The organism is Bradyrhizobium sp. SMVTL-02, from assembly GCF_051853005.1.
In the GTDB taxonomy this organism is placed as follows: Bacteria; Pseudomonadota; Alphaproteobacteria; order Rhizobiales; family Xanthobacteraceae; genus Bradyrhizobium.
Map to the genome: position 1 here is coordinate 5,071,581 of NZ_CP182469.1, position 22,708 is coordinate 5,094,288.

At 65.7% G+C, this 22,708-nt stretch carries 24 protein-coding genes and 2 tRNA genes; 11 read left to right on the plus strand and 15 right to left on the minus strand.

The window, feature by feature from the left end; translation table 11 throughout:
- Nucleotides 1-119 precede the first annotated feature (119 nt).
- Nucleotides 120-2,531: an ATP-binding protein gene (locus ACNJYB_RS24110; protein WP_439368841.1), complete on the minus strand. Its 2,412-nt coding sequence runs from the start codon at nucleotides 2,529-2,531 to the stop codon at nucleotides 120-122.
- A 314-nt stretch (nucleotides 2,532-2,845) separates the two neighbouring features.
- Between ACNJYB_RS24110 and ACNJYB_RS24115 the strand changes: the two genes are divergently transcribed.
- Entirely contained in the window at nucleotides 2,846-3,559 is a 714-nt protein-coding gene (locus ACNJYB_RS24115) for a substrate-binding periplasmic protein (protein WP_439368843.1), read from the plus strand.
- A gap of 11 nt (nucleotides 3,560-3,570) precedes the next feature.
- Here the strand turns inward: ACNJYB_RS24115 and ACNJYB_RS24120 are convergent, their stop codons facing one another.
- Nucleotides 3,571-3,774, minus strand: a complete 204-nt coding sequence (locus tag ACNJYB_RS24120) for a hypothetical protein (protein WP_439368844.1) — start codon at nucleotides 3,772-3,774, stop codon at nucleotides 3,571-3,573.
- 26 nt (nucleotides 3,775-3,800) lie between these two features.
- Nucleotides 3,801-3,980 carry a hypothetical protein gene (locus ACNJYB_RS24125; protein ID WP_439368846.1) on the minus strand — a complete coding sequence of 60 codons (180 nt, stop codon included), beginning with the start codon at nucleotides 3,978-3,980 and terminating at the stop codon, nucleotides 3,801-3,803.
- 202 nt (nucleotides 3,981-4,182) lie between these two features.
- Here ACNJYB_RS24125 and ACNJYB_RS24130 point away from each other — a divergent pair, with 202 nt between their 5' ends.
- Nucleotides 4,183-4,563, plus strand: a complete 381-nt coding sequence (locus ACNJYB_RS24130; RefSeq protein WP_439375634.1) for a YciI family protein — start codon at nucleotides 4,183-4,185, stop codon at nucleotides 4,561-4,563.
- Between the two features lie 9 nt (nucleotides 4,564-4,572).
- On the opposite strand, the gene ACNJYB_RS24135 is transcribed toward ACNJYB_RS24130, so the two are convergent.
- Nucleotides 4,573-5,163 carry a TMEM175 family protein gene (locus tag ACNJYB_RS24135; protein ID WP_439368847.1) on the minus strand — a complete coding sequence of 197 codons (591 nt, stop codon included), beginning with the start codon at nucleotides 5,161-5,163 and terminating at the stop codon, nucleotides 4,573-4,575.
- Between the two features lie 128 nt (nucleotides 5,164-5,291).
- Here ACNJYB_RS24135 and ACNJYB_RS24140 point away from each other — a divergent pair, with 128 nt between their 5' ends.
- The gene (locus ACNJYB_RS24140) at nucleotides 5,292-7,349 is read left to right on the plus strand and encodes an ATP-dependent helicase (protein ID WP_439368848.1); all 2,058 of its coding nucleotides are present in this window, start codon (nucleotides 5,292-5,294) and stop codon (nucleotides 7,347-7,349) included.
- Here ACNJYB_RS24140 and ACNJYB_RS24145 read toward each other — a convergent pair whose 3' ends face one another.
- Genes ACNJYB_RS24145 through ACNJYB_RS24155 form a run of 3 tightly spaced genes read right to left on the minus strand, consistent with a single transcriptional unit; the run spans nucleotide 7,350 to nucleotide 10,292 of the window.
- Nucleotides 7,350-8,597, minus strand: coding sequence for an amidohydrolase family protein (locus ACNJYB_RS24145; protein WP_439368849.1), 1,248 nt, complete (start codon nucleotides 8,595-8,597; stop codon nucleotides 7,350-7,352).
- A gap of 13 nt (nucleotides 8,598-8,610) precedes the next feature.
- Nucleotides 8,611-9,027, minus strand: a complete 417-nt coding sequence (locus tag ACNJYB_RS24150) for a GAF domain-containing protein (RefSeq protein WP_439368851.1) — start codon at nucleotides 9,025-9,027, stop codon at nucleotides 8,611-8,613.
- Nucleotides 9,006-10,292, minus strand: a complete 1,287-nt coding sequence (locus tag ACNJYB_RS24155) for an MFS transporter (protein ID WP_439368852.1) — start codon at nucleotides 10,290-10,292, stop codon at nucleotides 9,006-9,008. Before ACNJYB_RS24155 ends, ACNJYB_RS24150 begins: the two co-directional genes overlap by 22 nt.
- Nucleotides 10,293-10,404: 112 nt before the next feature.
- On the opposite strand from ACNJYB_RS24155, the gene ACNJYB_RS24160 reads away from it, so the two are divergent.
- Complete coding sequence (locus ACNJYB_RS24160) at nucleotides 10,405-11,328, plus strand: LysR family transcriptional regulator (protein WP_439368854.1); 924 nt, start codon at nucleotides 10,405-10,407, stop codon at nucleotides 11,326-11,328.
- A 136-nt stretch (nucleotides 11,329-11,464) separates the two neighbouring features.
- On the plus strand, nucleotides 11,465-12,496 hold the full coding sequence (locus ACNJYB_RS24165) for an LLM class flavin-dependent oxidoreductase (protein ID WP_439368855.1): 1,032 nt from the start codon (nucleotides 11,465-11,467) through the stop codon (nucleotides 12,494-12,496).
- 9 nt (nucleotides 12,497-12,505) lie between these two features.
- Here the strand turns inward: ACNJYB_RS24165 and rlmB are convergent, their stop codons facing one another.
- The gene (gene rlmB / locus ACNJYB_RS24170) at nucleotides 12,506-13,333 is read right to left on the minus strand and encodes a 23S rRNA (guanosine(2251)-2'-O)-methyltransferase RlmB (protein WP_439368857.1); all 828 of its coding nucleotides are present in this window, start codon (nucleotides 13,331-13,333) and stop codon (nucleotides 12,506-12,508) included.
- A 207-nt stretch (nucleotides 13,334-13,540) separates the two neighbouring features.
- Between rlmB and ACNJYB_RS24175 the strand changes: the two genes are divergently transcribed.
- Nucleotides 13,541-13,626 (plus strand) — tRNA-Tyr (locus tag ACNJYB_RS24175).
- Between the two features lie 165 nt (nucleotides 13,627-13,791).
- Here ACNJYB_RS24175 and ACNJYB_RS24180 read toward each other — a convergent pair.
- Both ACNJYB_RS24180 and ACNJYB_RS24185 read right to left on the minus strand, forming a co-directional pair.
- Entirely contained in the window at nucleotides 13,792-14,265 is a 474-nt protein-coding gene (locus ACNJYB_RS24180) for a hypothetical protein (RefSeq protein ID WP_439368860.1), read from the minus strand.
- Nucleotides 14,266-14,321: 56 nt separating this feature from the next.
- A complete protein-coding gene (locus ACNJYB_RS24185) occupies nucleotides 14,322-14,807 on the minus strand; it encodes a hypothetical protein (protein WP_439368862.1) in 486 nt (161 codons plus the stop codon).
- A gap of 285 nt (nucleotides 14,808-15,092) precedes the next feature.
- On the opposite strand from ACNJYB_RS24185, the gene ACNJYB_RS24190 reads away from it, so the two are divergent.
- Complete coding sequence (locus ACNJYB_RS24190; RefSeq protein ID WP_439368864.1) at nucleotides 15,093-15,554, plus strand: hypothetical protein; 462 nt, start codon at nucleotides 15,093-15,095, stop codon at nucleotides 15,552-15,554.
- A gap of 163 nt (nucleotides 15,555-15,717) precedes the next feature.
- Nucleotides 15,718-15,792, plus strand: a tRNA-Thr gene (locus ACNJYB_RS24195).
- Between the two features lie 372 nt (nucleotides 15,793-16,164).
- Here ACNJYB_RS24195 and ACNJYB_RS24200 read toward each other — a convergent pair.
- The 3 genes from ACNJYB_RS24200 to ACNJYB_RS24210 form a co-directional block, all read right to left on the minus strand.
- Nucleotides 16,165-16,575 (minus strand): GFA family protein, encoded by a 411-nt coding sequence (locus tag ACNJYB_RS24200; protein WP_439368866.1) that lies wholly within the window; start codon nucleotides 16,573-16,575, stop codon nucleotides 16,165-16,167.
- 110 nt (nucleotides 16,576-16,685) lie between these two features.
- On the minus strand, nucleotides 16,686-18,521 hold the full coding sequence (locus ACNJYB_RS24205) for an outer membrane protein assembly factor BamB family protein (RefSeq protein ID WP_439368869.1): 1,836 nt from the start codon (nucleotides 18,519-18,521) through the stop codon (nucleotides 16,686-16,688).
- 350 nt (nucleotides 18,522-18,871) lie between these two features.
- Nucleotides 18,872-20,569 (minus strand): methyl-accepting chemotaxis protein, encoded by a 1,698-nt coding sequence (locus ACNJYB_RS24210; protein ID WP_439368871.1) that lies wholly within the window; start codon nucleotides 20,567-20,569, stop codon nucleotides 18,872-18,874.
- 105 nt (nucleotides 20,570-20,674) lie between these two features.
- Between ACNJYB_RS24210 and ACNJYB_RS24215 the strand changes: the two genes are divergently transcribed.
- Nucleotides 20,675-21,004: a hypothetical protein gene (locus ACNJYB_RS24215; protein WP_439368873.1), complete on the plus strand. Its 330-nt coding sequence runs from the start codon at nucleotides 20,675-20,677 to the stop codon at nucleotides 21,002-21,004.
- Nucleotides 21,005-21,012: 8 nt separating this feature from the next.
- On the opposite strand, the gene ACNJYB_RS24220 is transcribed toward ACNJYB_RS24215, so the two are convergent.
- On the minus strand, nucleotides 21,013-21,180 hold the full coding sequence (locus ACNJYB_RS24220; protein ID WP_439368875.1) for a hypothetical protein: 168 nt from the start codon (nucleotides 21,178-21,180) through the stop codon (nucleotides 21,013-21,015).
- A gap of 104 nt (nucleotides 21,181-21,284) precedes the next feature.
- Here ACNJYB_RS24220 and ACNJYB_RS24225 point away from each other — a divergent pair, with 104 nt between their 5' ends.
- Both ACNJYB_RS24225 and ACNJYB_RS24230 read left to right on the plus strand, forming a co-directional pair.
- Nucleotides 21,285-21,674 carry a hypothetical protein gene (locus ACNJYB_RS24225; RefSeq protein WP_439375635.1) on the plus strand — a complete coding sequence of 130 codons (390 nt, stop codon included), beginning with the start codon at nucleotides 21,285-21,287 and terminating at the stop codon, nucleotides 21,672-21,674.
- 304 nt (nucleotides 21,675-21,978) lie between these two features.
- Nucleotides 21,979-22,233, plus strand: a complete 255-nt coding sequence (locus tag ACNJYB_RS24230) for a hypothetical protein (protein ID WP_439368877.1) — start codon at nucleotides 21,979-21,981, stop codon at nucleotides 22,231-22,233.
- Nucleotides 22,234-22,260: 27 nt separating this feature from the next.
- Here ACNJYB_RS24230 and ACNJYB_RS24235 read toward each other — a convergent pair whose 3' ends face one another.
- Nucleotides 22,261-22,503 carry a hypothetical protein gene (locus tag ACNJYB_RS24235; RefSeq protein WP_439368879.1) on the minus strand — a complete coding sequence of 81 codons (243 nt, stop codon included), beginning with the start codon at nucleotides 22,501-22,503 and terminating at the stop codon, nucleotides 22,261-22,263.
- Between the last annotated feature and the right edge of the window lie 205 nt (nucleotides 22,504-22,708).

A 22,708-nucleotide genomic window follows, 5' to 3' on the forward strand; every position in this document is an offset into this window, starting at 1 on the left:
TCGCCCGCTAGGCCTTGAAACGGGCTTGGCATCGGGGCGTTCTCAGCCCTGGACCAGCGAGCAAGAAATCGGGCGCGGCGGGGCCTCCCCGCCGCGCCTTTTTCGTCTGTCGGCACGGCTCAGGCAGCCGGCTCGCCCGCAAGGACCTCGCGAATCTTCTGCGACAGCTCCGACTTCCTGTATGGCTTCTGAAGCAGCGCCACGCCGGGATCGAGATGCCCTTCATGGACGATGGTGTCGTCGGTATAGCCGGAGGTGTAGAGCACCTTCACCCCGGCCCGGCGGAGCCGGACGGCGTCGGCCAATTCGCGGCCGTTCATGCCTCCGGGCATGATGATGTCCGTGAACAGGAGATCGAATTTGGCGCCCTGGTCGACCAGAACGAGCGCGGATGCGCCGTCACCGGCAGCGAGCGTGCGGTAGCCGAGACTGCCGAGCTGGGCGATGACATAGCCCTGCACCAGCGGATCGTCCTCGACCACGAGGATCGTCTCATGCCCGCGCGCTGCGACGAGCGGGTGCACCGGCGCCGTCCTGGCCGGCGCCTCGCCCTCCGACCTCGGCAGGAACAAGCGCACAATCGTGCCGTGCCCCTCCTCGGTCTCGATGGCGACGGTGCCGCCGGTCTGGCGGGCGAAGCCGTAGACCATGCTGAGCCCGAGCCCGGTGCCGCGGCCGACGCCCTTGGTGGTGAAGAACGGCTCGAACACGCGCTCGCGGATGTCGGCCGGAATGCCGTGGCCGGTGTCGCCGACCGCGACCATCACGAAGGCGCCGCGGACCACATCGCCCTCGTCGGCCCCTTCCGCGCCGTCGAGTTCCCGGTTCGCGGTCTCGAGCGTCAGCCTGCCGCCGCCAGGCATCGCGTCACGGGCGTTGACCGCGAGATTGACGATCGCGGACGAAAGCTGCGACGGATCGACCATCGCCGACCAGGCGTCGTCCGCGAGCCGGGTCACGATCTCGACATGCTCGCCCAGGATCGGCTTCAGCAGCTTTGCGGTCTCCAAAACAAGGGCGTTGACGTCGATCCCGCGCGGCTCGAGCGGCTGCCGGCGCGCGAAGGTCAGGAGCTGCGAGGTGATCTCGGCGCCGCGTGTGGCGGCATCGTCGATGAGCTGCGCGATGGCGGCGAACTGGGGCCTGTCCGCGAGCCCCTCCTGGATGATCTCGATGGTGCCGGTGATGACGGTGAGCACGTTGTTGAAGTCATGCGCAACGCCGCCGGTGAGCTGGCCGATGGCGTCCATTTTCTGCGATTGGCGCAGCCGCTCCTCGGTCTCGTGCTGCGCGGTGACATCGGTGGCGGAGCCCCGATAGCCCATGAAGCGTCCGTCTGACGCGAACACCGGCCGGCCGTTGACGCTGAAATGGCGCATGCGCCCGTTCGCATCGCGACCGCGATATTCGAACTTCCGGAACGGCTCGTGACGGTCCAATGTCGCCATGTGCGCGCGCCATTTCTCCGGCTCGGCCTCGTGGTCGAAAGCGGCGTCGACGCGGCGCTTGCCGATCACCGCCTTGTGGTCCATGCCGAAGGTGCCGGCCCGCTCCGATATGTAGGTGAACCGATGATCCGGTCCGGTTTCCCAGAACCAGTCGGACGCGGTCTCGGCATAGTCGCGGAAGCGCTGTTCGCTCGCGCGGGCGTCTTCTTCGGCGCTGCGGCGGATCTTCAGGTCACGCTCGAGATTGGCGTTGGCCTCGCGCAGCTCGCCATAAGCGCGCTCGAGATTGGCGCACATGGAGTTGAAGGCGACGATCACCTTGTCGAGCTCGTCGGGATCGTAGGTCGGACGGCGCTCCAGCTGCAAAGGCGCCGGCGGCCGCGCCAGGCTGTATTTGCTGACGAAGTCGGCGATGGTGACCAGATGCCGCGTCACCAGCAGATGGAACATGTAGATGATGAACAGCGAGACGACAAAGGTCTTTGCCGCCTGGCTCGCCAGAATGACAAGGGCACGGTTCAGCAATTGCCGATAGACCTCGCTCAGCGTCGCCTCGACGTGGAGCACGCCGATCGTGCGCACGGTCCCCTGCACGGTGGTGGTCAGCGGATAGTCGCGCGTCACGATCGAACGGGTGTTCGGCTCGCCGATCGCGACACGGATCGGATTGGGACGATCGGCGATCTCGCGCACTTCGGCGGCGCGGATGTCGGGCAGCCGCAAGATACCGTCGAGCAGGAGCCTGAGCTGGTTCTGATCGAGATTCCACAGGCTCTCGCCGAGGCTGCCGGTGGTGCTGCGGCCGATCTCCTCGAGCCGCGTCTCGATGACGCCGACCTCACGGTTGTAGTCGAGATAGAGCTGAAGCGCGGTCAGCACGAGCGTCACGACCGAGGAGAACAGCAGCACGGCGGCCAGCAGGCGCGGCCCGATGCCGCCGCGCGACCAGTTGAAGATCCGCGACAGCAGCGCTCCCATCATCGCCGGCGCGAATGCAGCGCCGATCCCGCTCAGATCCTGCTTCGCGGCCGCCGGGGCAACGGCGCGGCTGCGCTTGGAATTCTCATCGCCTGAGTTACCCATGCACCATGTCCCCGGAATGGCGGCCGCTTCGGCCCGCGGGACGCGGCCGCGAGCATTCGATAGTTGAGATTCTCTTCACGCGAGGCGCGTGGCGATCCTGTCGGCCCATGGGCGGCTTGAGGTCGGCAGGGTCATATCTTGCGCCCAGCAGCAGGATTCTCGGGCAAGCTAGCACCTCGCGTGCTAGAATGACACCGGTGAAAGTCCGGAGTCGCCTCACGTCGCGGGCGAGCGTTGCCGGCCCGCGGGCGCGACCCCCGGTAGATCGCGCGGGCCTCCGAATCCACCGGTAGCAAGTTCGAAAGGAAAGCGTGATGTGGCGGATTGCCGTCGCCTGGCTGTCTTTGCTCGCAGCCGCTCCATCGCAGGCGCAGGACCTGATCCGGCTGGCGCGCATCGCCGACATCCCCGATCAATATGTCGGCGGCGAGATGCTGCGGGCTGTCTACGCCAAGCTGAACATCAAGCTCGAATTCGAGGACGTTCCCGGCAAGCGGGCGCTCGCGCTGTCGAGCGCCGGCGAAGTCGACGGCGAGATCCAGCGGATCGGGACGCTCTCCCGCGACTATCCGACGCTGGTCCAGGTCACGCCGGCGATCAACTACATCGAGCCCGCGGTGTTCACGACGAAGCTCCATTTCGATGTCGCCGGTTGGGATTCAATTCGAGACTACAGCATCGGCATCGTCCGCGGCGTCGGCTCATCGGAGGCCGGCACGCGCGGCATGGCCCGCGTCACGGCGACGACCAACCTGGAGAGCATGGTCAGGATGCTCGATGCCGATCGTTTCGACCTGATGGTCACCGACCTCTTCAGCGGGCTCGTCGCCGTGCGAAAGCTCAACCTGCAGGCCAGGATCTACCCGCTCTCGCCACCGCTCGAGCGCATCCAGATCTATCACTACTTGCACGAACGCCATCGCGCTCTGGTGCCTGAGGTCGGCAAGGTGATCGCGCAATTGGAGGCGAGCGGCGAACTGGCAACGCTGCGTGAGAGGCTGGTCACGCAGATCCTGAGCGCACCGTAACGGTCGCCGGCTCAGGTCGTGTGAAGCCGTTCGCGAAAGGCGACGGCGGCAATGAGCACGCCGACGCACCAGGCCACGACCGCCCGGTGGGGCTCTTCGGCGAGCAGCACAGTGAATATGCTCGTGACCAGGCATGGCGCGATCGCATTGCCGTTCCGGCTCGCCAGCGAGAGCAGGAATGGTAATGCGGCGATCGAGATTTGCAGGACGCTCATCTGCGAAACCGGTGTCGCCAGAGACTTCAGGAGCCGCAGACATTGCGCGGGCGCTTGCCGCGGCGGCTCTCGACAATGCGTTCGCGGCCATTCTCGGCCGAACTGCCGTAATAGCGGTGGTGACCGCTCTGGTCGTGCAGATCGGCCTGCCCCGATCGGGCCGCCCGCCGCGCGTCGGAGATGATGTTGATGGACTGACCAAACATTGCCGCCTCCAAATTCCTCAGCCTTCTTGGTGGTCATCAGTCGCATCGGCTTCAGGCGGCGTTCACGCCGGCCGGTCGCAATCGGGTTTCAGGATGGTTTCGTCGAGGCCTGCACGACGCAATATTTTGTCGAGGGGGATTGTCGGCTGCGGGCGTGGTGATACGTCCTTTGGACGCGCGCAGCAAGTTCAACGAGGTGACGATGTTTTACGCGATCCTGGCCTATCATGTGGAAGACGAGCTTTTGTCCTGGACGCCGGAGCAGGATGCCGCGGTGGTGGCCAAAGTCATCGAGGTTCAGGCGCCCCTGCGGGCCAGCGGACACCTTGGGCCCGCTGCCCGCCTGGATGACACAAAAAAGGCGCGCACCTTGCGCGGCCCCGGCGCTGGCATGGTGCTGGACGGCCCGTTTGCCGAGACCAAGGAGCAGCTTCTCGGTTTCCACCTCGTCGAATACGACACGGATGAGGAGGCGATCGCGGCGGCGCGGAAGCTGCGCGAGGTCAACCCGACCGCGGTCTACGAAATCCGGCCGGTCAAGCTTTACGTGCCGGCCGATGGGTTCGGCGCGACAAAGAGGTGAGCCAGCGTCTTACGCGTCCGTCCTGGCCGGCGCGGCATAGAAGCGTTGGATCAGGAGTCCGCCGAAAGCGACGAACCACACGAAGGGCGCGACGTGCGGCGCGAATGCCGCCACGACGGTGCCCGGGATGAACACGAGTAGCGGAAACAGCGACGCCATGATCTCGGGGCGCCAGCCGCCCAGGATCGTCCACCACAGCCAGGCATTGAGCCCGGCGATCGCGGTCAGGTGCAGCCCATAGAGCACGGCGACGGCGCTGCTCATGCCATAATTCGTGTAGAGGCCGTTGGTCACCGGCAGCAGCACGATCGAGAGCAGGAAGAACAGGTTGAGGATCACCACGCCACGGCTGCCGAACGGCTGGCGCGCCAGCCGCCGGTGATGGCTGATCCAGAACACACCGGCGATGATGAAGCTGAGCGCCAGGCCGGCGAGCTTGCCGGAATAGACACGGGCAAGATCGTCCCAACCGGGTACGCTGGTGAACACAGCGGCCTTGGGCAGGTCATAGGCCAGAAGCGTCATGGCGACGCCGAAGATGGTGTTGCTGAGCGATTCCAGCCGCCGCATCTCGAACTGGTCGGGCTTGAGCTCGGTCATGCCGGGCGTGCTCTTCTCGGGCTGGAACCGTGGGCCGTCTTCCCCCTAAATCCTAATGCCGGTTCCGTCCAGCCGCATTGCGATTCGCGCCGGGATCGCCGACTCTGCTCCTTTCACCGGGGCGATTCGTGGCAACATATCTGGACACGCTCAATGCGGAGCAGCGCCGCGCCGTCGAGCATGGCGTGGCCGATGGCGCGACCGTGGGAAGCCCCCTGCTCGTCATTGCCGGCGCCGGCTCCGGCAAGACCAACACGCTGGCCCACCGCGTCGCACACCTGATCGTCGCCGGCGCCGACCCTCGCCGAATTCTGCTCATGACGTTTTCGCGCCGCGCCGCAGCCGAGATGGCCGGGCGGGTCGAGCGTATCGCCCGCAAGGTGCTCGGGGAGAACAACGCCGCGATCATGCGCGACGCCCTCACCTGGGCCGGCACCTTCCACGGCATCGGCGCGCGCCTCCTGCGCGAGTATGCCGAGCGGATCGGCGTCGATCCCGCCTTCACCATCCACGATCGCGAGGATTCCGCCGACCTGATGAACCTGGTCCGGCACGAGCGCGGCCTGTCGAGAACCGAGAGCCGCTTTCCGGCCAAGGGCACATGCCTGTCGATCTATTCGCGCTGCGTCAACGCCGAGACGGAGATCGAGAGGGTGCTGGGGCAGCACTATCCCTGGTGCGCCGGCTGGGCCGCCGAGTTGAAAGGCCTGTTCGCAGCTTACGTCGAGGCCAAGCAGTCCCAGCACGTGCTCGATTACGACGATTTGCTGCTGTACTGGTCGCAGATGATGAGCGATGCGCTGGTCGCCGAGGAAATCGGTGGCCGCTTCGATCACGTGCTGGTCGATGAATATCAGGACACCAACCGCCTGCAATCCTCGATCCTGCTGGCGCTGAAGCCGGACGGCCGCGGCCTCACCGTGGTCGGCGACGACGCGCAGTCGATCTACTCGTTCCGCGCCGCCACCGTGCGCAACATCCTGGATTTTCCGCAGAGCTTTTCGCCGCGCGCGGACATGATCACGCTCGACCGCAATTACCGCTCGACGCAAACGGTGCTGGCGGCCGCCAACGGAGTCATCGGCCTCGCCCGCGAGCGCTTCACCAAAAACCTCTGGACCGACCGGACCTCCGGACAGAAGCCGCAGCTCGTCACGTTGCATGACGAGGCCGACCAGGCCCGCTACATCGTCGAGGCGGTGCTGGCCAATCGCGAGCAAGGCGCCCTGCTCAAGCACCAGGCGGTGCTGTTCCGGACCTCCTCGCATTCCGGTCCACTCGAGATCGAGCTGACCCGCCGCAACATCCCGTTCGTGAAGTTCGGCGGGCTGAAATTCCTCGATGCCGCGCATGTCAAGGACGTGCTGGCCTTACTGCGCTTTGCCGAAAATCCGCGCGACCGCGTCGCCGGTTTCCGCATCCTGCATCTGGTGCCGGGCATCGGCCCTGCGACGGCGCAGCGCGTGCTCGACCAGATGGCGGAGAGCACCGAGCCGCTGCACGCACTCGGCCAGCTTCCGGTGCCGCCGCGCGCGGGCGCGGACTGGACCGACTTCGTCCGCACGGTCGCAAATCTGCGCTATTCGGAATGGCCGGTCGACCTCGAACGCGTGCGGCTCTGGTACGAGCCGCATCTCGATCGCATCCACGAGGATTCCGAGACGCGCCGCGCCGATCTGATGCAGCTCGAGCAGATCGCCAGCGGCTACTCCTCGCGCGAGAAATTCCTGACCGAGCTAACGCTCGATCCGCCGGATGCGACCAGCGACAAATCAGGTCCACCCTTGCGCGACGAGGATTATCTGATCCTCTCCACCATCCATTCCGCCAAGGGCCAGGAGTGGAAATCGGTGTTCGTGCTCAACGTCGTCGACGGCTGCATGCCGTCCGATCTCGGCGCCGGCACCAGCGCCGAGATCGAGGAGGAGCGCCGCCTGCTCTATGTCGCGATGACCCGCGCCAAGGACGATCTGCACCTCGTCGTGCCGCAACGCTTCTTCGTCCACGGCCAGGCCGCCAAGGGCGACCGCCATGTCTATGCCTCGCGTACCCGCTTCATCCCGGAATCCCTGGTCTATCTGTTCGAGCGCACCGCCTGGCCCAAGGCCGCCCCGGGCGCGGCGCGCACCGCGGCGCAAGGGCCGAAGATCGACATCGGCGCGAAGATGCGCGGGATGTGGCGGTAGTTACGCGCCCAGCCGGTCGAACTGGACCTTGCCTGCCTTCATCACCATTGGAATGTACTCGCCCTGGCCGAGCAGGCAGGCAACTTCGCGCAGCGGGTTGCCGTCGACCACGAGCAGGTCCGCAATAGCTTCGGGCGCGATCCGACCGAGCTTGCCCTCCATGCCGAGCACCTCGGCGCCGATCAATGTCGCGCTGGCGATGACGGCGCGCGGGCCGAGAATCTCGGCACGGATGCGGAATTCGTCGCTCTGCAGGCGCTGCGACGGCCCGAGCAGATCACTGCCGAAGCCCATCTTCACGCCGGCATCGCGATAGATCGCGAGCGAGCGCAGGCCGGCGTCGCGAACATCGGCAATCTTGGCGACGCTCTCCGGCGGCAGGCCATATTGGGCGCCCTCGTTGGCCAGCGCCTCGTAGGTGACGAGCGTCGGCACCACATAGGCGCCGTTCTCGGCCATGAAACGCGCGGTCGGCGCATCGACCAGGTTGCCGTGCTCGATCGTGCGCACGCCGCAGCGGACCGCGCGCTCGATTGCGGCAGCAGTATAGGCATGCGCAAGCACATAAGTCTGGCGCCCGCGCGCCTCCTCGACGATGGCGCGGATCTCGTCCTCGGAGTAGCCGAAGGCGCCGACCGGATCGGTCGGAGAGGCAACGCCGCCAGAGGCCATGATCTTGATCTGGTCGGCGCCCATCTGGAGCTCTTCGCGCGCGGCCTTGCGCACGCCGTCGACGCCGTCGGCAACGCGCGCCAGCGCGCCGACACGCACGCAGCACGGACATGGCGCATCGCTCGCGAGGTAATCGGAACGTGCGCGCATGTCGCCATGCCCACCGGTCTGGCTAAGCGCGCGGCCGGAGACGAACAGCCGCGGTCCGTCGGTGAGACCGGTCTCGATTGCCTGCTTCAGCGCGTGGCCGGCACCGCCGGCATCGCGGACGGTGGTGAAGCCCCGCCGCAGCATGCCGCGCAAGAGCAATGTCGAGCGCAGCGTGACCAGCACGTTCGGCATGTGCACCTGTTGCGCCAAATTGAGCTCGACGGCGATGGCGTGCACGTGAAGATCGATCAGGCCGGGCATCAGCGTCTTGCCCTTGAGATCGATGGTGCGATCAGCAGCGGCCTGGATCGGCCGGTCGGAGACCTCCTTGATCAGATTGTCTTCGACCAGTACGTGCTGTCCCTCCAGCAGTTCCGGCTGGAGCGGGTCGAGCAGAGCGGCGTTCTTGAAGAGGATGCTGGGCATCGCGACAGTCCTATCAGAGATCGGCCGGCGCGAGCAGCGCCGGCAAGGTGAGCTGGGCAAAGGGAAGGCACGCGGCGACATCATCTTCGCCATACCACCCCGCCTCGTGAAGCAGATTGAGCGAGCCGAGCGTGCGCCCGCGCCAGCGCACGGGCATGTTGAGCACGCTCTCGCAGCCGAGCGAAGCGATCAGCTCGTGGTCGGAGAAGACCGTGCGCAAATCGTCCCGGGTTCGGCCGATATAGGCCTCGCCGCGATCGAGCACGGCCTCGGTCCACGGTCCGGGCGCGAGCCGTTTGCGTCCGCCGGTCGGGTACGGACCGGGCAGATTGGAGTAAATGCGAGCCAGTTCGCTGGTCGCCTCGTCATAGGTGAGGATCGTGAACAGCTTGTGCCCGATCGCCGACTTCACGGCCTGGTCCAGCGCCACGAACAGCGCATCCGGCTGCAAGCAGCAGCACCGCGGTGGTGACACCGAACACCGACCAGGATCGGCGACACGATCGCGCCGATGCGGCCGATTGCGGAAGCGAGCCCCGCGCCCGTGGTCCTGACCGGCGTCGGGAACACTTCGGCGGTATAGGCATAGACGCCCGCATAGGTGCCATTCATGAACAGGGACAGGAAGATTCCCGCCGCCATGATCTGCTGGTCGCTCTGCGCGAAGGCGAGCCCGAGCGCGCTGAGGCCGCCGAGCACCATGTAGGTCGCGATCGTCGCCTGCCGGCCGATGCGCTCGTTGAAATACGCGGCGCTGAAATAGCCAGGAATCTGCGCGCAATAGATCGCGATCGAATAGGCGAAGCTCTTGGTGATGCTCATGCCGTTCTGGACCAGCAGGCCGGGGATCCAGACGAAGAAGGAATAATAGCTGAAGGTGATCGCCAGCCACATGATCCAGGTCATGACGGTGATGCGCGCCTGCCGGCTCGCCAGCAGCGCCGTGAAATTGGCGAGCAGCGTTCCGCCAGCGCACGCTGGCACGGCTGCTTCGACCACCGGCCGCGGCAGGACATGGCCCGCGCGCGCAAAGCCCGCCTCGATCCTGTCCAGCAAGGCTTCGGCTTCCTTGCCCCTGCCCCGGCTTTCGAGCCAGCGCGGCGATTCCGGCAGCGCCCTGCGCCACCACAGCAGCATGACGACCGGCACTGCCGTGATGACCAGCACGATGCGCCAGCCATTGTCGGAAGTGGGAACGATGAAGTAGCCGAGCAGGGCCGCAGCGACGAAGCCGAAGGAGAAGAAGCCCGCGAGCGCCCCAGTGAAGCTGCCGCGATAGCGCCGCGCGACGAATTCGGCGAGGTAAGGCGCGATGATCGCGCTCTCCGCGCCGGTGCCCATGCCGGCCACGACGCGCGCGGCGAAGAAGGACGGCCATGTGTCGACCATCGCGCTCACGATCGACGCCGCGCAATACAGCGCCAGCGCCGACATCATCACCGCACGGCGGCCGATCAGGTCGCCCAGCGTGCCCGCCAGCAACGCGCCGAACAGGAAGCCGATATAGGTGCTGCTGCCGAGCACGCCGATCTGCACGCTCGTCAGATTCCACGCCGTGCGCAGCACCGGCAGGATGAAGGCCAGCACGGCCGCGTCCATCGCGTCGAACATGTAGCCGAGCCCGCCCATCAGCAACAGGTGCGTGTGAAAGCGTGCGAACGGAAGGCGCTCGATGCGCGCCGATATCATCGACATGAAAAGTCCCCTCTGATGTCACGGGCCCGGCGCGCCGCTCGGGAGGGAACCATAGACAAAGTGACATTATCGTCATAATTTATAATCATGATCTGATGTATCACCATGGTGAATGTTCGTGTCGTTCCGCGCGCTCGACCTCAACCTCCTGAAAGTGTTCGAGGCGCTGATGACGGAGGGCAGCGTCACGCGTGCCGCGACTGCGTTGCGGATGACACAGCCCGCGGTCAGCAACGCGCTGGCGCGGCTGCGCGACGCGCTCGGCGATCCCCTGTTCGTGCGGGCCGGCACCGGCATCCGCCCGACCCAGCGAGCGGCTGCGCTGTGGGAGCCGATCGGCGAGGCGCTGGAAAGCGTGCGCGGTGCGCTCGACGAGCAGGTGTTCGATCCTGCACGTGCACAGACCGAATTCAGCCTGTCGATGTCGGACTACGTCTCCTCGCTGGTGATGCCGGACCTGCTCGGCCATCTCGGCAAGGTTGCGCCGAAGTCGCGCGTCCACACCGTGCCCAATACCGTCGTCGAGATTGCCGACCAGCTCGAGGACAACAGGGTCGACTGCGTGCTCAGCGTCTATGTCAATGAGGCGCAGCAGCCGGCCTCCATCCGCTCGCGCTCGCTGTGGACGGTCGACTATGCCTGCTTCATGCGGCGCGGCCATCCGCTCGCCACCCAGAAACGGCTGAGCACGCGCACCTTCCTCAACGCTGGACATGTGGACGTGAGCCTCGCCGGCAAGACCATGCCGTCCTACGACCTCTTCCTCGCCTCGCGCGGGCTGTCGCGCAACCTCGTCGCGACCGTGAATCACTACAGCGCCGCCTACGAGGTCGTGCGCCAGTCCGACCTGATCGCCGTGCTGCCGAGCGACCTGCGCTCGCAATCACGGCACGCGCCGCTGCTGCACGCCATGCCGCTTCCACTCAAGGCGCCGCCGCGCATCGTCAGCCTGTTCTGGCACCAGCGCAACGACACGGTGCCGGCGCAGCGCTGGCTGCGCGAAACCCTGGTCGAGATGTTCGCCGGATCCAGTTGAGGTCGCCGGTCGATGAAGAACCGGAAACGATGCCTTTCCCGGATCAGCATTGTCGAAACGGCTTCCATCTCCTAGCTCCACCGCAACGCTTTCCTCCCACACGACGCGCCTGTCGCGCCCCGCAGAGACCCCATCGATGACCGCACCGCTTGAATTCGGACTGGATACCTTTGGAGACGTCACCAAGGACGCCTCCGGCGCGATGCTTCCCCACGCGCAGGTGATCCGCAACGTCGTCGACGAGGCCGTGCTGGCCGACGAGCTCGGCCTCGGCTTCATCGGGCTGGGCGAGCATCACCGCGCCGATTTCGCGATCTCCTCGCCCGAGACCGTGCTGGCCGCAATCGCATCGCGCACGAAGCGCATCCATCTCGGTTCGGCCGTGACGGTGCTGAGCTCGGACGACCCGATCCGCGTGTTCCAGCGCTTTGCGACGCTGGATGCGCTCTCCAACGGGCGCGCCGAGGTGATCCTCGGCCGCGGCTCCTTCACCGAATCCTTTCCGCTGTTCGGCTTCGACCTGCGCAAATACGAAGAGCTGTTCGAGGAGAAGCTCGAACTGTTCGCCGCCCTGCTGTCGCAGCAGCCGGTGACCTGGCAAGGCAAGCTGCGCCCGCCGCTCAGGGATCAGCTGGTCTATCCGCCGGTCGAGAGCGGCCGGCTGAAGACATGGATCGGCGTCGGCGGCAGTCCGCAATCGGTGGTGCGCGCGGCGCACTACGACCTGCCCTTGATGCTCGCGATCATCGGCGGCGATCCCGCGCGCTTTGCGCCCTACGTCGATCTCTATCACCGCGCTTTCGAGGAGTTCGGCCGCCCGGCGCAGCCGATCGGCGTGCACTCGCCCGGCTATGTCGCCGAGACCGATGCGCAGGCGCGCGAGGAGCTATGGCCCGACTACAAGGTGATGCGCGATCGCATCGGCAAGGAGCGCGGCTGGCCGCCCATGGGGCGCGACGAATTCGTGAACGAGGCCGAGCACGGCTCGCTCTATGTCGGCTCTCCGGAAACCGTAGCGCGCAAGATCGCGAAGACCACGAAGGCGCTCGGGATTTCACGGTTCCAGCTGAAATATTCGGCGGGGCCCCTGCCGCACGAGAAGCTGATGAAGAGCATCGAGCTCTATGGGCGCAAGGTGGTGCCGCTGGTACGGGAGATGATGGTGTAGCACTCGTGGTTACTTCATCAGCCCGAGCCGGCTTGCGCCGACATAGAGCGAGAGCACGGCGGCGTTGGAGACGTTGAGGCTCTTGATCTCGCCGGGCATGTCGAGCCGTGCCACCACGCTGCAGGTCTCGCGGGTCAATTGCCTGAGGCCCTTGCCTTCGGCCCCTAGCACCAGCGCAAGCGGTTCGCGCAGCGCGACGTCCGAGAGGTTCTCGGTGCCCTCGCTGTCGAGGCCGACGGTCTGGAAGCCGCGCTCGTTGAGCGCGATCAGCGCGCGGGCGAGGTTTTGCACGGTCACCATTGGTACGAGTTCGAGCGCGCCCGAGGCGGCTTTTGCAAGCACGCCGGTGGCTTCCGGGCTGTGGCGCGCGGTGGTGACGATCGCCTTCACCGCAAAGGCCGCGGCCGAGCGCAGGATGGCGCCCACATTGTGCGGATCGGTGATCTGGTCGAGCACCAGCACCATGCCTTCCTGCTTCAGGCTTTCGATGTCAGGCGAAGGCAGAGGATCGGCTTCGGCGAGCAAGCCCTGATGCACGGCGTCGGGCGACAGCAGGCGGTCGATCTCCTGGGGTCGGACGATCTCGGGCGCGACGCGGGTCGCGATGTTTTCCTCCGCGAGCCGCCTTGCGGCGTTCTCGGTCAGTGTCAACTTGCGGATCCGCCGTTTTGGATTGGCGAGCGCCATGGTGACGGTGTGCCAGCCATAGAGGATGACCGGGCCGTCGGATTGCGAATCGCGGTCGCGCCAGGCCGGGCGGCCAGCCGATTTTCCGGGCCTGTTGAAGGGCTTAGTCCCGCCGCGGGGGCCCCTCGGGGCGAATTTTTTGTCCGTCATGGGCTCGCTTGTGTCACGGGCGCCGGAATATGGCAATTTGGGTGCCTCCAGCGGTGATTTTAGCTGTTCGCCTCGGTTGACTTTGCCCCACCGCTTCGCCCATAAACGCGCCCGGTCGCGCCCCCATCCGGGCTGTCGCGGCCTTCACGTTCCATGGCCGTCTTCGGTCCGCCGGCAAGGTCCGGCCCGATTGTGCTGCCGTCGAGCGGGGGAGTGTCCCGAGTGGCAAAGGGAGCTGACTGTAAATCAGCCGCCTCATGGCTTCGCAGGTTCGAGTCCTGCCTCCCCCACCAGCCTTCGCTCGCTTCGCGAGCTTCGGCTTGGCAAGCCACCTCGAACACGACGAACTTTTCTTAGCTGGATTGTGTGAACGCTCGTGCGACACGGGCACATCAGAAAAGCAAAACGCCCGTCCGCGTTGTGCGAACGGGCGTCTCGTAACTCAACCGATCAAGCGATCAGTAGGAGCGGCGCAGCGCGCGATGGCCGCCGTAGTACGGGGCGTAACGGTGGGCGTAGCCATAGCGCGGGCCGTAGCCATAATGCACGCGCGGCAGATAGCCGTAGCGCGGACCGTAGCCGTAGCGATACGGGCGGTGATAGGGGGCGGCGCGGTAGCCATAGCCGTAGCCGTAATTGGCGGGCGCGACGACCGCGTCCTCACGATAGGTCGGATACGGCGCGAAGGCGCCCGGGCCGGTATAGGTCGGACCCTGGTTGACATAATAGTACTGCGTGGCCGGCTCGGCGAGACGCTCAAAGGCGCCATAGCTATAGCCGTAGCCATAACCATAGCCTCCGCAGCCGGTATTGCAGCCGGTATAGACAGGTGCAACGGGTGCGCACGTGGTGAAGCCGCACGCCGCGGCAGGCGCAGCCCCGACGAACATCACGGCAGCCGCCGCGACCCCTCCCGAAATCATTTGACGCATTACTCTCTCCTGTTGATTTCCGTTTGTTGGATTTTGTCTTGGATGCTTGATGCTTCTTAACCCGGCGGCTTGCCGGGGATTTCGACGTGCGGCCGAGGCCGGGGGCGCCGCGGACGATCGTTGATCTCGGGTGCGTAGATCACCGGCGGCGGATCGACCGGCACGTCCATCTGCGCCGGCAGCGGCGCGGACGACGCGCCCCAGCTCTGGTGGTAGCTCTCGGCGGGTTTTGGCAATCTGCGGTTCGCGGGCGGCTCGACCTCGAGCCGGCCGTAGCCGGGCCGCAAGCCCAGCGTCGGATAATAATGGCCGACGTCGGAAGGCTGCCGCTCGGCGATATAGCGCCCGCCATAGATAGTCGGCTGCACCTGGACGTTCTTGCCCAGGCCCCAGACACCGACGACGACGCTATAGGACGCATCGATGTTGTTGATGATGATGGGCACGCCGGGGCGACCGGGCACGACAATGTCGAAGCCGCCGCCGGCCAACGCCGTCGCAGGCAGTCCGATCAAGAAGGCAGCGAGCGCCACAGCGCGCATGAGAAGGTTCCGGTTATCCGGAACACAACCTAACCGATCGCGACACCGAGAGGGTTAAGGCCCGCTCACCAAATTCCGGTAAGCCTAACGCGTAAGGATCGGTAGCTGCTCAAATGCTGCGCCACGGGCTAGTGAAGCATTAACGGCGCCGGACCGCGGCACCGGAACACGTGACATGCTCACATCCGTTTGACCGTCGATGTGCAAATTCGGCTGGTTTGATCGGAACGCGCGGCATCGTCAGCGTTTAAGCACCCGTCCAATCAAAACGGGAGATCAACAACCATGAACATCAAACTCCTTGGAGCCACCGCGATTGCAGCAACCATGCTGGCTGGCTCCGCCATGGCGCAAGCGGTGATCAACAATCCCGGCCGCTGCTCCGCGCAATTCCCCAACGCCAATTGCCAGAACCTCGGGCCTGGCAACCCCTATACCGAGCGCGGCTATCGCCACCGCCGCGTCGGCTACCGCCAGACCAACGGCGACTGGGACAACGACTGGAACAGGAGCCCCACCGGCTTCTGGCCGACCGACGTTGCGGCTGGCGTAGCCGGCGCCGCGATCGGCACAGCGGGCGCGATCGCAACCGCGCCGTTCCGCGCGTGGGACAATTCCTACGCCTACGACCGTTCATGGGACAATCGTGGCTGGGACACCCGCACCTACGCCCAGCGCAACGGCTTCGTCTGCACACCCGGCACCTGGTTCAAGGGTGAAGACGGGCGGCGGCACATCTGCCAGTAAGACGGCTCAAGTCGAGCGCGACCTGTCAGGCGGCCCCAAGGGCCGCCTCAATGATGTCCTCGAGGATCGTGCGCGGGTTCTGGCACTTTCCAATCAAGTCTGGTATTGCGGCGCCCACGGGTGGACAGCCCCGGCGCAGGCCGGCTGCCCACGTCCCAGCGTCGCCGGCTTAGCTCAGCGGTAGAGCAGCGGTTTTGTAAACCGAAGGTCGGGGGTTCAATCCCCTCAGCCGGCACCATGGGTTTAGCCGACACCGCGTCGTGGCCTGACGCAAGAACCAAATCACCAGTTCGGCGTTATCGTTCTACCGTAGACCGACCTCGCGGAGGTCTCGCGATGGACCCGAATGATCGAGCAGCCTTAGCCCTATCCGCTGTCGCCTTGGCCATCGCCATCGTGGTTGCCTCGACGGTGACGCTAGAGCGCGTCAATACCCGCACTGCCAGCAACGACGCACCTCCCGGAACGGTCGGCCTCGCCAGGCCTCACCCGCCGCTCGACCGTGCTCCCGGTGAACCGATACAGACAACTGGGACGCCGTCCAACGCGAGGCAGCGTCCCTAACCCAGCACCGCAACCGGCACCAGCGCTCGATGCCGGCGCGTCCGCCTCAACTCTTGCGCAGGCTGCTCTGTTCGAAGCGCTCGACACCCGAGCCTATCTCGACCCAGGCATGTTTCGATTGCTCGAACAGCGATCTGACCGGCGCCGGGAAATCCGGGTCCGCGATGGCGCCGATGGCGACGCCGATCATGTCGGGCAGATTGTCGGCTTGCCAGTAGACCGTTGAACCGCAGTCAGGACAAAAATAGCTGCGGACCTTGCCGCCGCTCGCGCCGGCGCGAACGTACTCCCTCGGTGCGCCGGAGATCGTGACGGCGTCCGCCGGATAGAACGCACCGACACCAAACGGTGCCCCGGTTCGCCGCTGGCAGTGGATGCAATGACAGGCCGCGACCAGCCTGGTCGGCCCTGGAAGCGAAAGTGAAACAGCGCCGCAACTGCAGCTGGCTTCGATCATCGAATTTGCCTCCCACTGCCGATTGCATTGAAAGAGCAGCGCCGCTCACTCTGCGCCGTCGATGAGGTAACCTCGAGCCGGGTCCGGCAGGGAAAGATTCCGTGAGGCTCTCACTCCGTCCCCGCCTCGAACGCCAGCAGCACGTTGCCGGCGACGCCGCTCCACTGGCCGTAGCCGGCATTGGTGTAGAGCATGCCGCCTGCGATGACCGGCCCGGGCCCGTCGATCGCGCCACCATGGGCGGGGACGCCGTTCACGGCCTTGAAATCCTGCGCGGTGTCGAACTCCCAAAGCAGCTTGCCGTCCGTGGCGTAGGCGCGCAGGAAGCCGCTGACGCTACCGGAGAACACCACCCCCGGGATCAGGCTCACCGCCGCCGAGAGCGCGGGACTGCATTGACGACGGTCGCCGCAGGGGACCGGGGGCACTTCCATTTCGATCTTCCCGCTGGCGAGGTCGAGGCCGAACAAGCCGCCTCCTTGCGTGGGATCGAGTTGCCGCGTTCCGTCGCGGGTAAAGCGCACGTCGGAGTTGGCGACATAGATGCGCTCACCATCCGCGGCGGAGCCCCACTCGCTGCCGCCGAGCGCTCCGCCCTTCCCGATCCGCGTCTGCCACAGGATTTTGCCGCCGTCATCGGGATCGAGCGCGTGCACGACGCCGGATTTCTGCGCGATGGCGAGCACGCGCCTGCCGTCACGCAAGGTCGCAAGAATAGGCGACTGGCCGAAATCGTGATCGGGTCCGTGATCGTCGGGACAATTGGTCTTGTCCACGCCGTAGCATGCCACGACATAGGCGTCCTTGGGCGTGGCCTGCCGCTTCCAGAGCAGTTTCCCCGTTCCGAGCTCCAAAGCGAGGATCGCATCTGCGGTTGCGGCCGGCGGGTTCGAATAGGAATTGCTGGTGGCGACATAGACGGCGTTGCGCTCCGGATCGATCGTCGGCGCCGACCAGATGGCGGCGCCGGACGGGCCGAACAGCTGCGTGCCTCTCGCATTCCTGCTCGTCGGATGCGGCACCTCCGGGATCGTATAGGCCTGCCACACCAGCTTGCCGGTCGCGGCCTGCAGCGCCACCACACTGCCGCGGAAGGTGCAGCATTCGTAACCGGGTTGCGAGCCGGCGGCTTCCTCGAGCGAGGACACCGGAACGTAGAGCACACCGGAATGCAACGTCGGCGCGCCGGTGATGCGCGCGGCGGCATGTTCCTCGACCTTGGTCTTCCAGACCAGCGCGCCGGTCAGCGCGTTCACGGCATAGGCGTTGGCGCGCAAATCGCCGAAGAAGACCACGAACTGATCGGAGCCTGGAAGTTGCCCGAAGCTGATCGCGGCGCGCACGGCCCCGTCTGTCGCGAATGTCCACAGCGTGCAGCCGCTTTTCGCGTCGAGCGCATGCACCTTGCGATCGGTGCCGCCGATGAACAGCACTCCGCCCATAATGGTCGGCGGCGCAAAGGAGACCGAGGCGCCAGGAAACGCATAAGCCCATTTCAGCCGGAGGTTAGGCACCTCGTCCGCCGTCAGCCCCGCCATGTCGGCGGGCTGGAAACGGCTGTTGTTGAGGTCGACGCCCCACCCGTTCCAGCGCGGACCATCGAGAGCCTGCGGAAAGCCGCTGAGCTGCTGCGTGCAACGGCCTTCCGCGTCGGCTGCAACACCGCTCCCTGCGGCCTTGCTGGTGACGAAGGCCGCAATCGCGCGGCGTTCGGCCTCGCTACGGTCCTTCGCCATCGGCGCCATGCTGCCGGAGGTCAAGGTCCCCAGCACATGATCGAACGACATCGACTGCATGGCGGTGCGGCCCGGTACACGGCTCTGCGCATCGCCTTCGTGGCACTGCGCGCAATGCGTGGCGTAGAGCGCGGCGCCGTCCTGCTGCTGGGCCAGGGCCGGAGCGCAACACCAGGTCAACAACGCGGCCAGGACGGCACTTGCTCTCATGGGTGAGCTCCGGCGGGGTCATTGCGATACCGAGATCGCGGCACAACCGAAAGTCTATCGCCGGGACGATCACGTGCGCAATGGACGTTCGACCCGCGTCTGTCACACATCCGTGGCAATGCGGACGCGATCGCGCGCAGCGGAGACGGCTACTGACAGGTTGGGTCAGAGTTCAACATGAGGTAGCATGCCCACCCATGCGTCCCGCCACCGCCGAGGAAAAGGCCAAGATGGTCGCCGGTGCGGCTACGGCCCTCATCATGACGGCCGTGCTGTTCGTAATCGCTCTTGCACTACTGCTGCCGCAATAGGCGCAATCGGCGCCGCGGACGACAGCCGCCGCGCTGGGCTTATGCCGCGCGCACCGTGCGCAGGAATTTGCCGACTTCGTCCTTCAGCCGGTTGCTGTCGGTGGCCAGCATCTTGGCGGTCGAGAGCACCTGCGAGGAGGCCGAGCCGGTCTCGGCGGCGCCGCGCTGCACATCGGTGATGTTCGCGGAGACCTGCTGGGTGCCGTGGGCGGCCTGCTGCACGTTGCGCGAGATCTCCTGGGTCGCCGCGCCCTGCTCTTCCACCGCTGCGGCGATGGTCGAGGACACCTCCGAGAGCCGCTCGATCGTCGCGGAGATATCGCGGATCGCATTGACGGATTCCTGGGTCGCGGTCTGGATGCTGGAAATTTGCTGGCTGATTTCGCCGGTCGCCTTCGCGGTCTGCTCGGCCAACGTCTTCACCTCGGAGGCAACGACCGCGAAGCCGCGACCGGCCTCGCCGGCGCGCGCCGCCTCGATCGTGGCATTCAGCGCCAGAAGGTTGGTCTGGCCGGCAATGGTGTTGATCAGCTCGACGACGTCGCCGATGCGCGTGGCGGCGACAGAGAGCTCGCTCACCCGCTCGGTCGTGGTGCGCGCCTGGGTCACGGCTTCGCCCGCCATCCGCGCCGATTCCTGCACCTGGCGGCTGATCTCGTTGACCGAGGAGGACAGTTCCTCCGTCGCGGTCGCAACCGACTGCACGTTGCCGGTGGCTTCGCCCGAAGCGGCCACGACGACCGAGGTCAGTTCCTGCGCGCGATGCGCGGTGGTGGCCAGCGTCGAGGACGAGGCCTCGAGCTCGGTGGATGCCGATCCAACCGTCTCGATGATCTCGCCGACCGCCCGCTCGAAGCCGTCGGCAAGGTTGATCATGTCGCGGCGGCGCTGCTCGGCCGCCTGCTTCTCCGCTTCGGCCTGGGCCGCCTTGAGCCGCTCGACTTCGAGACCGTTGGTCTTGAAGATTTCGACGGTCCTGGCCATGTCGCCGATCTCGTCGCGGCGCTCCTTCTCGGGCACCTCGATCTCGAGATCGTTGCGGGCGAGGCCCTCCATCGCGAGCTTCAGGCGGGCGATTGGCCGGGACATCGCATTGAGGCCGATGAACAGCGCGATCGCGATGCCCAGGACCAGGCCGCCGGCGCTGACGCCCATCACGGTCCGGGTCGCGGACCTGGCATCGCGGTTGATCGCTTCCTTGCGCTTGCCGGTCGCCTGCGCCGTGTCGGTCACGAACTGGACGATGCGTGCGAGCGCTGCGTCCAGCACCGGATCGCACTCCTTGTGCGCACGTTCGGCAGCCTTGGCGTTGTCCTCCACGCTGCTCGCCTGCGCGCCGGCCTGGAGCACGGGATCGCAGCTTACGAACGCGGCCTTGAGCTGATCACCGATGCTCTTGATCTGGCTCGCGCGGGACTGATCGTCCTGCTCCGCTGCGTCGAGGTATTGAGCGATCTCGTTGCGGTTCTGGTTGGCGGTCTTCAGGCGGGCGCCGTTGCCGGCCTCCGTCGCCTCGGTGAAGACCGCATAGAGCGCCGCGTGATAGGTCTCGGCGCGACGCTGGGCGCGCGTCAGGTTGAGGGCCGAGGATTGCGCGGCAGCGAGCTCGCTGAACCCGTCGACGATCGCTGAGAGTTCGCGCGTGCCGAAGCCCGCGACGGTGATCATCGCGCAGCCCATCGCCGCCACGATCAGGGCAACCTTCCACACGATCTTCAGATTGTTCAAAAACCTCATCTCAGCGGTCCAATGATTTCAGGGCAAATCCCAGCAGCGTGCATTGGAACCCGCGGAGGTTAAAATTTGATACCACCTGCCCGGGTAGTCTTACGGAAAAGCGGTATGGAGCATTTCCGTAAGCCCTCGCGTAAGCTTCGGCCTTTATGTACGGCCTTTGGCCCCAGGTTTGTGCCGGTCCGGAACCATTCGGGCGCGCCAATCGTTCTCGGCCTGATGCAGATCCGTGAAGAAAATCGAAACATGTTCCTGCTGGGGACGGTGGCGCTTTGCTGCGCCATCATGGCCGGCACGGTTGCGCTGCTCGAGCCCGTCTTGGGACGGGCGCCCGCGAGGCAGGTCGCGGAGAGCAAACCTGTCGATGTCGCAGCGCCGGCGGCGGTCCGGGTGGTCGGTGCGCCGTTCGCGCCCAACGTCAAACCGCGCGAGCGATAGCACTCACCTCACCTCGCCGGCGTGCCTTCGGCGTCCTCGGCCTCGGCATGAACACGGACCAGCTCCTCAACGAACGCGATCACCTCCGCCCGCTTGTCAGGCGGTAGCGAGAGGAAGGCGCGCACGAGCCTCAAGCCCTCCACTTCGAGCGACTCTTCTTCTTTCCCGGCATCCATCCGCCTACTGTCGGGCGACCGGGAAGAATATGCAATCCCCTTGCCGGATTACCTCCTTGATTCGCACCGCGAGCTTTGGTGGAATGACCCAACAGGGGGCGCCAATGAAGTGGATCGCGGAGCGCGACGCACTGATCGCGCAGACACTGGCCTTCGTCCAATCCGTTACCGGCAGGAAGGATGAGCTCCATCCGCCGGAGCTCCCGCCTGCTGCATGCGGGGTCACCACGGACATCGTGGCCGTGCAGGCTGTTGCGGTCGAAACCAACCTGCCGCCGGCCGCATCTTCGCCCGAACCCCAAGCCCGGCCTGTCCAGATCCCGCCGCGCCGCACCGGTGGCGATTTCCGCACCGAGATGCAGGCCAGGATCGCGAATTTCCGCAAGCATCAGGAGCGATTCGAGCGCGAACGCGAGGAATATTGCACGGCGACCCTGACAAAGCTTCGCGCCTCCCTCCGCGAATTCGGCCCTCCTCCGCCGGCCGAAAAATAGGGCACCGCCCGTCCGTCAGGGATTTAGAGCCAGGACCACACCAGCCACAGATTGGCTGCGCAGGCGCCGAACAACGCCAGCGTCAGCGGCAGGAGCATGTGCCCGCAGGAGGTTTTCAGGTCGCTCGTCATGACCAAAACATCCGCTGATTCCAGCCGGAGAGTCCCAGGGATTCTTTTTTTGGGGATTCAGGACTCCTTTACGACTCAAGGCCTGACCGCCTCGATCACGGCCCCGTGATCGCGGTGCCGGCCGGAACCCCTCCCGGGGCAATTCGTTAATGCGATTTCCCGGAGCGGAAAGAATGCCGTACGCTTTGTTCTGTAACGACGCCCAAATCAGCAAGGCCTATCCAGATGAGTCCGACGTCTGGAAATTGGCGCTGCGGAGCGGTCTGGTCGTCGATGTCAGCGCAGACGAAGAGCGCGCCGGGCCGCGCCGGGTGCTCGACAACGACTACGAGATCAAGCCCTGCTTGGCGGCCCAGGGCGAGGATCCTGCCCGGAACAAGGCCGAGGCCGAGCGTCAATCCACGATGGAGCTGGAGCTAAATTCCTGAGGTCCGGCCGCGAGGCCGGCGGATGGCTCAGGGCGTGGCGGTCGCGAGCGAGGCCTGCTCGCCAGCCAGCACCACGCAGGCCTTGCGGCGGTGCAGCCCGCGGATCGCGCCGGTGACCTTCAGCACCTTGCCGGAGGGACAGGAGGCGTCCTTGACGAAGGCGACCTCATAGGGTGCCAGCATCAGAGGCTCGGATTTGAGGATTGTTTGAGCAGAGCACGGCGAGGCGAAGAAGCACGAGAGCGCTACTGCCGACATCAAGATACGCATGACCGTCGTCCCACCAGCCCGGGAAATCCCATAATAACGCGTTCCGGAGCGCGAGTTCCGTAAGCGGCAAAAATTATTTTTGCTTTACGCCAGCCCCATGACACGCGTGAGAAAGCGCGTGCCGGAATGTTTGCTTGCAAATGACGCGCCAGATGGTTCACGCGAGGCAAACAGCGGACCGGCTCGCCAGAGACCGCAAACGAAA